Source organism: Serratia sp. L9, from assembly GCF_050632285.1.
Lineage (GTDB): Bacteria > Pseudomonadota > Gammaproteobacteria > Enterobacterales > Enterobacteriaceae > Chania.
This window is the reverse complement of the sequence record NZ_CP192591.1, coordinates 212,971-227,339: the sequence shown is the minus strand read 5'-3', so window position 1 is coordinate 227,339 and position 14,369 is coordinate 212,971. Positions and strand designations below refer to the sequence as shown.

The window sequence follows — 14,369 nt, the reverse complement described above, 5'->3', positions numbered from 1 at the left end:
ATCATGTCCGGCAAACGGTCAGAGACTATATCACTCGCCAGTGTTGCGCTAGTGCTAAATCCTGCCGTTCGACTACGTCGTTGTTAGGCGCAGAGATAAATGACAGGTATGATAATCGAAATCTTGGAAAAAATCGCCTTAACCCTTGCGCACAACGAAGGGGAATGTGCGACTTGTGGTTGATACTTGGGGAGTATATGCAGTATTGGGGAAAACTGCTCGGAGTGATTGTCGCCGTTTGGTCAGGCGCGGGATTCTGGGGTGTAGTTTTGGGGCTGATTGTCGGCCATATGATCGATACCGCGCGAAATAACAAGCGCAGCCGGGGTTTTTTTACCGACCAGCAAACGCGGCAAACGTTATTTTTCCGCACCACTTTCCAGGTTATGGGGCATCTGACCAAATCGAAAGGGCGTGTAACCGAAGCGGATATTCAGATTGCCAGTCTGTTTATGGATCGCCTGCAATTGCATGGTGAAGCCCGCATGGCGGCGCAGCAGGCATTCCGTGAAGGCAAACAGAGCCAGTTCCCGCTGCGTGAAACGCTGCAGCAACTGCGCAGCATCTGCTTTGGCCGCTTTGATCTGATTCGGATGTTTCTGGAAATTCAGATCCAGGCTGCCTTCGCCGACGGCTCGTTGCATCCCAATGAGCGTGATGTGCTGTATGTGATTGCTGAAGAACTGGGGATTTCGCGTGCGCAGTTCGATCAGTTCCTTAATATGATGGAAGGTGGTCGTCAATTTGGCGGTGGCCAAGGCCAGCAAGGTAATTATGGCGGCTTCCAGCAGGCGCAACGTGGCCCGACGCTGGAGGATGCCTGTAAGGTGCTGGGCGTCAGCAGCAATGATGATGCCACCACGATCAAGCGCGCTTATCGTAAACTGATGGGCGAACACCATCCGGACAAACTGGTAGCGAAAGGGCTACCGCCGGAGATGATGGAAATGGCCAAGCAGAAAGCGCAGGAAATTCAGGCGGCTTATGACCTGATCAAGCGTGAAAAAGGCTTCAAATAACCCTCCCCGTCATACATCGAGCCGCAGGGGGTGGTTATCCGCGCTTACCCCGGCCAGGTCCTTTTTTAGGCGCCGGGGGCACTTAGGTGCCGCCTTCCTGCAACTCGAATGACTTAGGGGATGGCCGGGTCGATGAGGTCAGAAATCCGGTTCAACGCGAAAATGCATCGGTGTCTGGAATGCCGGATGGGTGATGCGCAGTTCTTGTGCATGCAGTTGCAGGCGTGATGCCTTCGCTTTAGCCTCGGGATGGGCGTAGAAGCCATCCCCCAGGATCGGGTGCCCCAATGCCAGCATATGAACGCGTAGCTGATGTGAGCGCCCGGTAATAGGCGTTAGCTTGACACGGGTGCTGCCATCCACGTCACGGGAAAGTACCTGATATTCGGTCTGCGCCGCTTTGCCGGTTTCAAAACACACCTTTTGCAGTGGCCGGTTTGGCCAGTCGCAAATCAGCGGTAAATCCACCACCCCTTCATCCTGCTCCATATGCCCCCAAACGCGGGCAATGTAGGATTTCTTCGGTTCTCTCTCACGGAACTGGCGCTTCAATTCACGCTCAGCGGCTTTGTTCAGTGCCACAATGATCACCCCGCTGGTGGCCATATCCAGGCGATGCACCGATTCTGCCAGCGGGAAATCGGCCTGGATACGGGTCATCAGGCTGTCTTTGTTTTCCGGCGCACGGCCAGGCACGGAAAGCAGCCCACTTGGCTTATTGACTACCATGATGTGCTCATCCTGATACAGCACATGCATCGGCCCTTGCGGGGGATTGTAGGGTTCCATGTTGGCTCCGCTGAGAATAGGCAAAGCGGGGAGCCAGAGCTCCCCATTAGGCTGGATTACTGGTGAGTCACGACGACCAGACGGATGGCATCCAGACGCCACCCCGCTTCGTTAAGGTTGACCAGCACTTGTTTGCGGTTGAACTCCAATGCTTCGATTTCATCATCACGGATATTCGGGTTTACCGCTTTCAGGGCTTCCAGACGGGCCAGCTCGGTACTCAGCTTGTCATCCGCTTCTTGTTTGGCACTTTCAATCAACTGGCGAGCCTGTTCTTCAACCAGGTTTTCCGCCTGCTGCAGCATCGCGTGCACTTCTTGCTGTACCGCGTTGACCAGCTTGCTGGAAGTGTGGCGATTGACCGCGTTCAACTGGCGGTTAAAGCTTTCGAATTCGACCTGCGCGGCCAGGTTGGTGCCCTTACGATCCATCAGCATGCGGATCGGTGTCGGCGGCAGGAAGCGGGTCAGTTGCAGGTGTTTCGGCGCCTGTGCTTCAACCACATACACCAGCTCGACCAGCAGCGTTCCTACCGGCAGCGCCTTGTTCTTCAACAGGGAAACCGCGCAGCTCCCGGTATCACCGGAGAGGATCAGATCCAACCCGTTGCGGATAATCGGATGTTCCCAACTGACAAACTGCGCATCTTCGCGCGATAACGCCTGTTCACGATCGAACGTCACCGTACAGCCATCCTGCGGCAGCCCAGGGAAGTCCGGCACCAGCATGTGATCTGACGGGGTCAGGACGATCAGGTTATCGCTACGATCTTCCTGATTGATGCCGACGATATCGAACAGGTTCAACGCAAAACTCACCAGATTGACGTCGTTATCCTGCTCAGCAATGGCCTGAGCCAACACCTGTGCCTTCTCGCCGCCGTTGGAGTGCATTTCCAGCAAGCGGTCGCGGCCCTGTTCAAGTTGGGCTTTGAGCTGGTTATGTTGTTGGCGGCAGGCGTGGATAAACTCATCCAGGCCTTCCTGCTCGGTTGGCGCGGCCAGGAAGCCTATCAACTGCTCATAGCTGCTGTCGTAGATTGGGCGGCCAGTCGGGCAGGTATGTTCGAAGGCGTCCAGCCCTTCATGGAACCAACGGCCCAGCACGGCCTGTGCGGTATTTTCCAGATAGGGCACCATGATTTGGATATCGTGCATCTGGCCGATGCGATCCAGGCGCCCGATACGCTGCTCCAGCAGATCCGGGTTGAACGGCAGATCGAACATCACTAACTGGCTGGCGAACTGGAAGTTACGCCCTTCAGAGCCGATTTCAGAACACAGCAAGACCTGCGCTCCTTCTTCTTGCGAAGCAAAGTAGGCAGCAGCGCGGTCACGTTCAATAATGCTCAGCCCCTCGTGGAACACTGCGGCACGGATCGCTTCGCGCTCACGCAGTACCTGCTCCAGCTGCAATGCGGTTGCGGCTTTGGCGCAGATCACCAGCACTTTCTCGTGACGGTTGGCAACCAGATAATCCAGCAACCACTCAACGCGTGGGTCAAAGTTCCACCAGGTGGCGTTCTCCCCTTCGAATTCCTGATAAATCTGTTCCGGGTAGAGCATATCGCGGGCCCGGGCCTCAACGGATTTCTTGGCGCCCATAATGCCGGATACTTTGATCGCCGTTTGATACTGGGTTGGCAGCGGCAGTTTGATCTGGTGCAGATTACGATGCGGGAAACCTTTTACACCGTTACGGGTGTTACGGAACAGTACACGGCTGGTGCCGTGGCGATCCATCAGCATGGTGACCAGCTCAAGGCGTGCCTGCTCGCTGTTGTTGGTGTCACTGTTGGCTGCTTTGAGCAGCGGTTCAATATCCTGCTCGTCGATCAACTCACCCAGCAGATTGAGTTTTTCATCCGCCAGCCGTTCGCCGCTTAACAGCAATGTCACCGCATCGGCAACCGGGCGGTATTTCTGTTGCTCTGCGACAAACTCTTCGTAGTCATGGAAACGATTGGGATCCAGCAGGCGCAAACGGGCAAAGTGGCTTTGCTGGCCAAGCTGTTCTGGGGTAGCGGTTAACAGCAGAACGCCCGGCGTGTGTTCTGCCAGCTGTTCAATCACCTGGTATTCGCGACTAGGGGCATTTTCGCTCCAGGCCAGGTGGTGAGCTTCATCCACCACCAGCAGATCCCAATGGGCATCCGCCAACTGTTCAAGGCGCTGTTTGTTACGACGTACAAAGTCCAGCGAGCAGATCACCAACTGTTCGGTTTCAAACGGGTTGCTACTGTCCAGCATCGCTTCGGAATAGCGGCTGTCATCAAACAGTGAGAAATAGAGGTTGAAGCGTCGCATCATTTCAACCAGCCATTGATGCTGCAAGGTTTCTGGCACCACGATAAGCACCCGCTCGGCACGGCCAGCCAGCAGTTGCTGATGGATGATCATCCCGGCTTCGATGGTTTTACCCAATCCAACCTCATCGGCCAACAGTACGCGTGGTGCGTGGCGTTGGCCAACTTCATAGGCGATATGCAACTGGTGCGGGATCAGGCTGGCACGCATACCGCGCAGGCCTGCGAACGGCAGACGGTATTGCTCACTTTGGTATTTACGAGCACGAAAACGCAGGGCAAAACGGTCCATACGGTCGATCTGACCGGCAAACAGGCGATCTTGTGGCTTGCTGAAAGTCAGCTTGCTGTCCAGCAGCACTTCGCGCATAGCGACACCGGTTTCCTGCGTATCCAGACGCGTGCCGATATAGGTCAGTAGACCGTTATCCTCTTTGACTTCTTCCACCTGCAACTGCCAGCCTTCGTGGTTGCTGATGGTATCGCCCGGGTTGAACATCACGCGGGTAATCGGTGAGTCGTTTCTGGCATAGAGGCGGTTTTCACCGGTTGCGGGGAAAAGCAGGGTAATCATACGCGCGTCCTGCGCTACAACGGTTCCCAATCCCAATTCGCTTTCCGTATCGCTGATCCAGCGTTGACCAAGAGTAAAAGGCATAGTTTGTCGGCTCGATTCTTATTAAGTAAGTCCTGTCACCTGGCGGATAAGGCCGCGGTAACCTGTTTCAACTGTCTGCTGCTCTGTGCAATTTTTCAGCCACGGCTGAAGAGATCCCGGTTTATTTTCATTTTACGGGCAATAGTTTTGCCTGCCATGCATGCGTCTTCTGACGGCACAGACCGTAACGGCGTCGTGAGTTATGGTTCAGAATTTAGGAAGGGCGCTATGGTAATGGAAGGCAGCGCTTTCGTCACCTGCAAAACCCGATGAATTTTTCTTCCCGTACTTCCTCTAAAACCAACAAAAAGAGAGCGCTGAATCTGACCAGATGCAACTTGCCCGCTTTTTTTACCGATCAGAACAGACCCATTTGCCCGGTTATCAATGTCACAAAATCGTCGTGCAGGAATGGAAGTATAGCGTCTGCAACCGGCTGTAGCTGGCGTTCAAGGTAATGATCGTAATCAATCGCCGAGTGGCGGGTTTCCAGCGGCTCCGGCCCGGCCACGGTCATCACATAGCTGATCCAGCCACCGTTTTGATATTGTAATGGCCGCCCTTGCTGGCGATTGTAGTCATCGGCGATGCGTGCCGCACGTGCATGAGGTGGGACATTACGCTGATAATCGTCCAACTTTCGCCGCAGACGTTTGCGATAAACCAGTTGATCGTCAAATTCACCGCCCAGCGTTTTGGCGACGTAATCACGCACAAAATCCTGATAAGGCTGTTGCTTGAAGATACGTTGATAGAGTTGTTGCTGGAATAACTGTGCCAGCGGGGTCCAGTCGGTGCGTACTGTTTCCAGGCCTTTATACACCATCTCTTCGCTGCCGTCCGGTTTGGTGATCAACCCGGCATAACGTTTTTTGCTTCCCTGCTCAGCGCCACGAATGGTAGGCATCAAAAAGCGCGAGTAATGCGTTTCGAACTCCAGCTCCAGCGCGTTTTCCAGTTGATATTGCTGTTGAAGATGTTGCTGCCACCACTGGTTGACGTGAGTAACCAGTTCACGGCCGATTTCTGCGGCTTGCTGCTGGCTGTGGGCTTTTTTCAACCAGACAAAAGTGGAGTCGGTATCGCCGTAGATGACCTGATAACCTTTCTCCTCTATCAATTCCCGCGTCTGGCGCATGATCTCATGGCCACGCAGTGTGATCGAAGAGGCCAGCCGAGGATCGAAAAAGCGGCAGCCGCTTGAGCCAAGTACGCCGTAGAAGGCATTCATGATGATCTTCAATGCCTGCGAGAGAGGTTTGTTGCTCTGGCGTTTTGCCTCTTCGCGCCCCTGCCAGATCTGGCGGACAATCTCCGGCAGGCAGTGTTTACGGCGGGAAAAGCGTGCCTGGCGAAAGCCTGGCACCGAGCTTTCATCGTCCGGGTGCTGCATGCCTTCAACCAGCCCGACGGGGTCGATCAGGAAGGTGCGGATAATTGACGGATACAGGCTTTTGTAGTCCAGCACCAGCACCGAGTCGTACAGGCCGGGTTGCGAATCCATTACAAAGCCGCCGGGACTATGTTCTTCCGGTAATTCCCCCAGGTTGGGAGCTACGTAGCCTTGGCGATGCATGCGCGGGATATAAAGGTGGCTGAATGCTGCCACCGAACCGCCGCTACGATCGGCGGCCAGGCCGGTTACCGTTGCGCGTTCCAGCAGGAAGGTCAGCAACTCGGTTTTGGCGAAAATGCGTGTCACCAGCTCACAGTCTTTCAGGTTATAACGCGCCAGAGCGGGTTTGTCTTCGGCAAAGCGGCGGTCTATCTCTGCCATCCGCTGGTAAGGGTTGTCGATGGATTTCCCTTCCCCCAGCAGCGTTTGCGACACATATTCCAGGCTGAATGAAGGAAAGTTCCAGGTCGCGGATTTTAGCGCCTCGATGCCATCAATAATCAGCCGCCCATGGGTGCTGGCAAAGAAGTGGTTTTGCTTAAAGCCGTGTTCGCGCCACTCCAGCAGGTTGCCGCCACGGCCAAAGCGCAGTGGGATCTGGTAGCGTTCAGCATGTTTTTGCAAAACCCGCAGGTCGAACTGCACCAGATTCCACCCGATGATCGCATCGGGATCATGCTGTTCCAGCCACTGATTCAAGCGTTCCAGCAGTTGTGGGCGACTAACGCAGTATTCCAGGTCAAAATCCAGCGCTTCGTTGCCGCCATTGGCAGGGCCGAGCATATAAACCTGGCGTTGGCCGCAACCTTCCAGGGCGATCGAATAAAGCTCACCGTGGGCGGTAGTTTCAATATCCAGTGAGGCCAGCTTTAAATGGGGCCGATATTCAGGGCAAGGTTTCATCTGGCCATTGAGCCACTGATGATTAGCACCGGGCTGGCCGCTGAACCAAACCGGGGCGGTGATAAAGCGCTCCATCAGATAGCGTTCGGGAGGGCGGATATCGGCCTCAAAAACGTTGACGCCACCTTCCTTCAGCAGTTTTTCCAACTTGATTAATTGACGGTGCTGGCGGCAATAGAGACCAATCACCGGGCGGGAGTGAAAGTCCAGCAGTGGCAGCGGTTTCAGTTCGATATGGCGCTCTTCGCGCAGCAGCAACTCGGCCCGCTGACGCTGCTCTGCGGGGATAAACGCCACCGAAGTCTGGGGGGACAACCGCAGTTGCTGTGGCCCGCTGTCGGTCGCCAGCCAGAATTCTACTTCGGTACCGGTTGGGGTGTCGCGCCAATGGCGGGTAAGCAAGAAACCTTGTTGTGGAGATGTCACTCTGTTCCTGGGCGTCGCCGTTAGAAAGCTATCGTGTATCGATGATTTGCTGGTATTTATAGTATGGGTTTTTATACAGTCATTGTCTATGATTAGCCGGATCCGCCAAATCTACATACAATTCACCGGTTGACTCACTTTGGCCTGAGCCGGACAATCCTCCGCCCGCACGCTTTTGCTTACGAACCGAGGTTTAATGGAAGCCTATTTACAACATTTGATCACTCAGTCATTGGCTTTCACCCTGATGGTTGTCATGTTGGTGGCGTTTCTGGAGTCGCTGGCCCTGGTGGGATTATTACTGCCAGGTACGGTGATGATGGCCAGCATTGGTGCACTGATTGGCAGCGGACAGGTAGACTTCTATATGGCCTGGGGCGCTGGTATTGTCGGCTGCCTGCTGGGCGACTGGATCTCTTATTTCATCGGGCGTGCCTTCAAAGGGCCGCTGCACCGCTGGTCATTCCTGAAAAAGAACAAAGCGTTGCTGGATAAAACCGAGCATGCGCTGCATCAGCACAGCATTATTACCGTGTTGATTGGTCGCTTTATCGGCCCGACGCGCCCGCTGGTGCCGATGGTAGCCGGTATGCTCGATCTGCCTCCTTACAAGTTTGCGCTGCCCAATATCATCGGTTGTCTGACCTGGCCACCGGTCTATTTTTTCCCCGGTATTCTGGCGGGGGTGGCGATAGATATCCCTGCCAGTGCCAACAGCGCTTTGTTTAAATGGCTGCTGTTTGGCGTGGTGATGCTGGTCTGGTTAGCAGCCTGGCTGAGTTGGCGCTGGTGGCGTGAAGGCAAACGCGGTAGCGATAAGCTGACCCGCTGGCTTACTCCGATGCGGTTGCGCTTGGCCTGCGTATTGAGTTGGTCAGGGGCGCTGGTTTGTTTTTATTATATGCATCAGCAGCCGTTAATGCCGCTTTACCGGCATCTGCTGTGGAAGGTGCTGGCGGGTTGATATACCCGTCATACTTCAAGCGGCAGAAGGGGACTGCGTTCGCTCACCCCAGTCACATAGTGGGCTATGCTCCCGGGGTCTCTCGAACTTATCGCCTTCCGGCAACGTGAATTATTTAGGGCATATACCTGTTATTCAGGGTATATACCCGCTGTTTCTCAGGCCATGCAGACCGGGCGGCTATTGGAAGAAGGCTTCCAACTGCTCGAAGACGCGAATGTCTTCGTTATGGCGTTTTACCTGCAACACATCTTCCAATTTTTCGACCTGGCTTATCATCTGCACCAAACGCTGATCGTCGGCAACCAATAGCCAAATGCGGCTCTGTGTTCCGTCTTTTAGCGGCATACACAAAATGCCTTCCACGTTAAATGCACGGCGGGCAAACAGGCCGCAAACGTGTGTCATTACGCCCGGATGGTTACGCACCGCCAGCTCCAGGATCACTTGCTGATTCTTTTGTAGTGATTGCATGGCTTATTCTCCAATCATTTCAATGTTGGCGGCACCCGGTGGCACCATTGGGTAGACTTTTTCATTAATATCAATCAGCGCATGGATCAGGCAAGGGCCAGGGCGCTGGATAGCAGCCATCAGGGCGGCCTGCGGATCTTCCTCGGCGTTCAAATCGCAGGTATCCAGACCGAAACCGGCGGCAATTTTCAGGAAGTCGGTACGCTTTGGATAAGTGGCGGCAAAGATATGCTGCTGATAGAACAAGGTTTGCTGCTGGTGAACCAGACCCAGCGCCTGGTTGTTCATCAAAATGATCTTCACATCCAGATTGTGTTCGGCGGCGGTCGCCATCTCCTGAATATTCATCATCAGGCTGCCATCACCGGAGAAACACAACACTTTACGTTGTGGTTCCGCCAACGCAGCGCCAATGGCGGCTGGCAGGCCAAAGCCCATGGTGCCCAAACCGCCCGAGGTCTGCCACTGACGCGGGCGGCTCAGTGGATAGGCCTGCGCCACCCACATCTGATGCTGGCCAACGTCGGTAGTGATAATCGCATTTTCATCCACGCAGCGAGCGGCGGCCTTGACCAGCCCATAATGGCTCAACGGGTCATCCACGTTCGGCATGTTGAACGGGAACTCGCGTTTCAGATCGTTAACGGTATTCAACCACTCGGTGCGCGGCTGAGCTTCGATCATCGGTAACAGCTGGTGCAACACCTGGCTGACGTCGGCATGGATGGCAATATTGGCCTGCTTAACCTTGCCGAGTTCTGCGCGGTCGATATCTACGTGGATAATTTTGGCGTTAGGGCAGAATTGTTCGGTTTTACCGATGGCACGGTCGTCGAATCGGGCTCCCAATACGATCAACAGATCGGCTTCCTGCAGGATAAAGTTGGTGCTGCGTGCGGCGTGCATCCCCAACATACCCAATGACAGCGGGTGCTCTACCGGCATCGAACCCAGTGCCATCAGGGTCATGGTGGTTGGCAGGTTGGCGCGTTCTGCCATTTCCAACGCCGGTTTATGGGCGTCCGCACAGATAATGCCGCCACCCAGGTACAGCACTGGGCGCTTGGCCTGGTTGATCATGGCTGCAGCCTGCTCTACCTGCTTGCTGTCGAAGGCTGGCGGTGTGTCTGGTATGGCTACTGGCGGTAATTGGTCCCATTCAATTTCGGCGGTTTGAACGTCTTTCGGGATGTCGATCCATACCGGGCCTGGGCGGCCTGATTCGGCGATGCGGAATGCATCACAGATCACCTGCGGCAGATCGCGGACATCGCGCACCAGATGGTTGTATTTGGTGATCGGGATCGAGATGCCGTAGGTATCGACTTCCTGAAAGGCGTCGGTACCGATCATTGAAGAAGATACCTGGCCGGTGATACAAACCAGCGGGATGGAGTCGAGTTTGGCATCGGCAATGGCTGTCACCAGGTTGGTGGCGCCCGGGCCGCTGGAAGCGATGCAAACCGCTGCCTTGCCTTTGGCGCGAGCCATGCCCTGCGCCATAAAACCGGCTCCTTGCTCATGGCGGGCCAGAATGTGCTGGATGACGGTGCTTTGGCTCAGAGCATCATACAGCGGCAGTGCGGCACCGCCAGGGATACCTGCAATGGTGGTGATACCCTGACGCTCCAGCAGATGAATAATCAACTGTGCGCCTGAGATGCGTTGGCCTGGTTGAGGCGTGCCCGAAATTGCCATGTTCCTATCCTTTATTAAGGCCGGTTCACGTTCTGGGCAGGGGACTGAAACAAGAAACCCCGCCCGGTTTGCGCCGGCGGGGTTTGGGAATCAATGCGTTGATTCGGACCCTACGGCGCACTGCCGACGACCACCACCACACGCACGACGACCACCGCGGCTGGTAGCGCGGTAATTAGTAGGGTCGAAGTCAGCGAGGATGTGATCACAGGGAACCTTATCATCAGTAGTAAAAAACAGAATTTTATAAAACCACAGGTGCAAAATTGGCACAACAGGTTTATTGGTTCAGCATAAAAAACGCGTGGTTGATCACGGTTTGGCTGCAATGCCCAGCACCCGGGCTTCTGGTGCGCTGCCATCCATCAATGCTTGGGTTGGCCCGTCGTAATAAATGCGGCCATCCACCACCAGCAAGGTCCGTGGCGCGATGCGGGCGGCGTCTTCAAGATTGTGCGATACCATTAACAATGTCAGTTGGCGCTGGTCGCAAATGGTTTGCAACAGTTGCAGCATTTCATTGCGCAGGGCGGGATCAAGGGCCGAGAATGGTTCGTCGAGCAACAGGATCGGTTGCTGGCGGATCAGGCAACGGGCCAATGCCGCGCGCTGCCGCTGCCCACCGGAAAGTTGTGACGGCAGACGCAGCAGATGATCTTCCAGCCCGACCTGCTGGGCAATCTGCGCCAACTGCCGTTTTTGTTCGGTATTTAATCTCAGGCCAGGATCTAACCCCAGTCCGATATTTTGCATCACTGTCAGGTGCGCAAACAGGTTGTTTTCTTGAAACAGCATCGACACCGGGCGTCTGGCCGGGGGCGTGGCGGTGTGATCGCTACCGTTGAGCAACAGTTTGCCGCTGGCCGCTGGCAGAAAACCGGCGATCAGGCTGAGCAGGGTGCTTTTACCGGCCCCGCTTGGCCCCAATACCGCGACGTGCTCCCCTGGGCCTATGTGCAGATCAAAGCGCATTGGCAGGTGTTCGTACAGATAAGTCAGTTTTTCAAGCGTCAGCATGGCGGCCCGGTAAACGTTCAATCAGGGTAAACAGCAGGAAGCACAGCAACAGCAGCAGCAGCGCGGTGACCGCCCCGTCGTGGTTGCGGTAGGCGCCAATCTGCTGATAAAGATAGAAAGGCAGGGTGCGGAACTGTTCGTTGCCGAACAGGGCGACCACACCGAAATCGCCAATCGACAGCACGCAGGCAAAGGCCAAAGCCTGTGCCAGTGGGCGTTTCAGCGCTTTAATTTCAATCCAGCGCAACCGCTGCCAGCCGTGAATATCCAGCGACAGACACAGCGGATTATAACGTTCGGCCAGATCGCGCATCGGGTTTTCCAGCACTTTCAGGGCGTAAGGCACCGCCATCAACGCATTGGTGAGGATCACCAGCGCGTAGGGGGATTGCGGCAACCCAGCGGTATCGTTCAACAGTAAAAAGAAGCCGGTAGCCAGCACAATGCCCGGCATCGCCAGGATCAGCATGCCGCTCAGTTCCAGCGCTTGGCCCCAGGCGGCTTTTTGCCGTAGCTGCAGCTCACGACTGCTCCACAGCAGCATCATGGTTAATACCACGCACAGCAAACCGGCACCCAGCGCAATGCGGAGCGAAGTGAATAACGCTTGCCAAAGTATTTGCTGTTGCAGCACCTGGATAATGGTTTGGTTGGCTCCGTCAATGATAACGGCCAGCAGCGGGGGCAACAGCAATAGCAGGGCGGCGGTAATCCATAACGTGTCGCTAATGCGCCGCCAGAGGCTGTCTTGCGGGTTGCGCCAGCGTTGGGCATGGGTATGGCCAACCGGTAACGCCTGGCTCAAACGCTGGCTGAGCACCACCAGCCCCAGGCAGCATCCCAACTGGATCAATGCCAGCAGTGCGGCACGGTTTAGATCGTAGTCGTAACTCAATGCCTGGTAGATGGCCAGCTCAATAGTGGTGGCCTGTGGCCCGCCGCCTAACGACAGCACGGTGGCAAAACTGGCAAAACACAGCATAAACACCAAGGCACCGCTGGGCAGGATCTGGCGGCGCAGCGCTGGCCATTCCACAAATCGGAACTGCTGCCACCCGTTCATTCCCAGTTGCGCGGCCAGTTGACGCTGCTCGGTGGGAATGTTCTCCAGCGCTTGCAACAGCAAACGGGTTGCCAGCGGCAGGTTAAAGAACAGATGGGCTAATAAAATCCCTTGCAGGCCGTAGGGTGAGAAACTGTAATTCACCCCGAGCCAACCGCAGAGCGTGGCCAACCAACCTTGGCGGCCATAGACGCTCAGCATGCCAAACACGGCCACCAGAACCGGCAATACCAGCGTCATGGCGCACAGGCGCAGCAGTAAATTGCGACCAGGGAAGCGCCGCCGATACAGCGCACGCGCAAGCCAGATGGCAGGGATGACAGAGATCAGGGCAGACAGCAACGCCTGCCAGAAGGTGAATCGTACGACGTGCCACAGATAGCGGTCTTGCCACAGGCTGCGCCAATCGCTTTCAGGCGCATGCCGCCAAAGCGAGCTCATGGCAGCCAGCGCGATAAGCAGGATCAGGCCGGAAGCCATCAGCCCCGGCCATAGCCAGCATGCGATCAGTGGCTGACGGCGGTTTGCCATACCCGGATCCAGTTGCCACGTTGCTGTGCGACTTCTTCCGCGCTGAACTGCAGCGCCTTTTGTGGCACGGTCATCTGCTCAAAACCGGCAGGCAACTGGGTTTTGATTACCGGGTACATCCAGTTACCGGTTGCAATGGTGTTCTGGAATGCCGGGGAGACCATAAACTGCATAAAGCGTTCGGCCAGTTCCGGCTGCTTGCTGGCTTTGAGCTTGCCAGCGACTTCAATTTGCAGGTAATGGCCTTCACTGAAATTCGTCGCCGCATAGCTGTCTTTTTTCTCTTCGATCAAGTGGTAGGCAGGGGACGTGGTGTAACTCAGTACCAGATCGGCTTCACCTTTCAGGAACAGGCCATAAGCCTCGCTCCACCCTTTGGTCACGGTGACGGTTTTTTCGCCAACTGCTGCCAGGCTTGCGGGGCCTCATCGCCATACACTTTCTGCATCCAGAGCAACAGACCAAGACCCGGCGTACTGGTACGGGGATCCTGATAGATCACCTTCCAGGGCTGGTCACTGCTCACCAGTTCTTTCAGGCTTTGCGGCGGGTTCTTCAGCTTGTCTTTGTTATAGACGAAGGCAAAGTAGCCGTAGTCATAAGGCACGAAGGTTTTATTTTGCCAACCGCCGGGGAGGGACAGCTTGCTGGTATCAACGTTGCTGGGGGCAAACAGGCCGGTTTGCTGCGCGGCTTGCAGCAGGTTGTTATCCAACCCAAGAACCACGTCGGCAGCGCTGTTTTTGCCTTCCATTCTCAGGCGGTTGAGTAACGAAACGCCATCTTCCAGCGCCACGAACTTCAGCTCACAGTCGCACTCGGCTTCGAAGGCTTTTTCACTGCCGGGCCAGGGCCCCAATCGGCAGCAAAAGAATCATAGGTATAGACCGTCAGCGTTTGCTTGGCCAGAGTCGGCATCGCTAACAGCAATAAGAGACAGGGCAGGTATTTTTTGACCACTTTGCACTCCTGAAAAAATAAGAGGCAAAGGTATCTGAGGGCGATCCCCATTATCTTTCAAACCGCAGCGTTGTTGACTGCACGCCCTTGCCCAGCCACTTATCAATATAAGCTTCTGGGGAGAGGAAGGCTTGCCGCCTGGCTGAGACTTGAAATCTATGGGGAT

10 protein-coding genes and 1 pseudogene are annotated in these 14,369 nt (G+C 55.4%); 2 read left to right on the top strand and 9 right to left on the bottom strand.

Annotation, left to right across the window (positions count from 1 at the left end; translation table 11 throughout):
• Window positions 1-197 precede the first annotated feature (197 nt).
• Window positions 198-1,019, top strand: coding sequence for a co-chaperone DjlA (djlA, locus tag ACQ86O_RS00970; protein WP_431223782.1), 822 nt, complete (start codon window positions 198-200; stop codon window positions 1,017-1,019).
• Between the two features lie 138 nt (window positions 1,020-1,157).
• Here djlA and rluA read toward each other — a convergent pair whose 3' ends face one another.
• From rluA to ACQ86O_RS00955, 3 genes are all read right to left on the bottom strand, one after another.
• Window positions 1,158-1,808, bottom strand: coding sequence for a bifunctional tRNA pseudouridine(32) synthase/23S rRNA pseudouridine(746) synthase RluA (gene rluA, locus ACQ86O_RS00965; protein WP_431223781.1), 651 nt, complete (start codon window positions 1,806-1,808; stop codon window positions 1,158-1,160).
• A 56-nt stretch (window positions 1,809-1,864) separates the two neighbouring features.
• Window positions 1,865-4,771, bottom strand: coding sequence for an RNA polymerase-associated protein RapA (rapA, locus tag ACQ86O_RS00960; protein WP_431223780.1), 2,907 nt, complete (start codon window positions 4,769-4,771; stop codon window positions 1,865-1,867).
• A gap of 358 nt (window positions 4,772-5,129) precedes the next feature.
• Window positions 5,130-7,496: a DNA polymerase II gene (locus ACQ86O_RS00955; RefSeq protein ID WP_431223779.1), complete on the bottom strand. Its 2,367-nt coding sequence runs from the start codon at window positions 7,494-7,496 to the stop codon at window positions 5,130-5,132.
• A gap of 196 nt (window positions 7,497-7,692) precedes the next feature.
• On the opposite strand from ACQ86O_RS00955, the gene ACQ86O_RS00950 reads away from it, so the two are divergent.
• The gene (locus ACQ86O_RS00950) at window positions 7,693-8,460 is read left to right on the top strand and encodes a DedA family protein (RefSeq protein WP_431223778.1); all 768 of its coding nucleotides are present in this window, start codon (window positions 7,693-7,695) and stop codon (window positions 8,458-8,460) included.
• A gap of 180 nt (window positions 8,461-8,640) precedes the next feature.
• On the opposite strand, the gene ilvN is transcribed toward ACQ86O_RS00950, so the two are convergent.
• From ilvN to thiB, 6 genes and pseudogenes are all read right to left on the bottom strand, one after another.
• The gene (gene ilvN, locus ACQ86O_RS00945; RefSeq protein ID WP_431223777.1) at window positions 8,641-8,934 is read right to left on the bottom strand and encodes an acetolactate synthase small subunit; all 294 of its coding nucleotides are present in this window, start codon (window positions 8,932-8,934) and stop codon (window positions 8,641-8,643) included.
• Window positions 8,935-8,937: 3 nt separating this feature from the next.
• Window positions 8,938-10,632, bottom strand: a complete 1,695-nt coding sequence (gene ilvB, locus ACQ86O_RS00940) for an acetolactate synthase large subunit (RefSeq protein WP_431223776.1) — start codon at window positions 10,630-10,632, stop codon at window positions 8,938-8,940.
• A 110-nt stretch (window positions 10,633-10,742) separates the two neighbouring features.
• Window positions 10,743-10,856: an ilvB operon leader peptide IvbL gene (gene ivbL / locus ACQ86O_RS00935; RefSeq protein WP_431223775.1), complete on the bottom strand. Its 114-nt coding sequence runs from the start codon at window positions 10,854-10,856 to the stop codon at window positions 10,743-10,745.
• Between the two features lie 88 nt (window positions 10,857-10,944).
• Entirely contained in the window at window positions 10,945-11,649 is a 705-nt protein-coding gene (gene thiQ, locus ACQ86O_RS00930) for a thiamine ABC transporter ATP-binding protein ThiQ (RefSeq protein WP_431223774.1), read from the bottom strand.
• A complete protein-coding gene (thiP, locus tag ACQ86O_RS00925; RefSeq protein ID WP_431223773.1) occupies window positions 11,636-13,243 on the bottom strand; it encodes a thiamine/thiamine pyrophosphate ABC transporter permease ThiP in 1,608 nt (535 codons plus the stop codon). Before thiP ends, thiQ begins: the two co-directional genes overlap by 14 nt.
• Window positions 13,219-14,203, bottom strand: a pseudogene (gene thiB, locus ACQ86O_RS00920) (thiamine ABC transporter substrate binding subunit). The gene thiP and the pseudogene thiB overlap by 25 nt, the downstream one beginning before the upstream one ends.
• Window positions 14,204-14,369 lie beyond the last annotated feature (166 nt).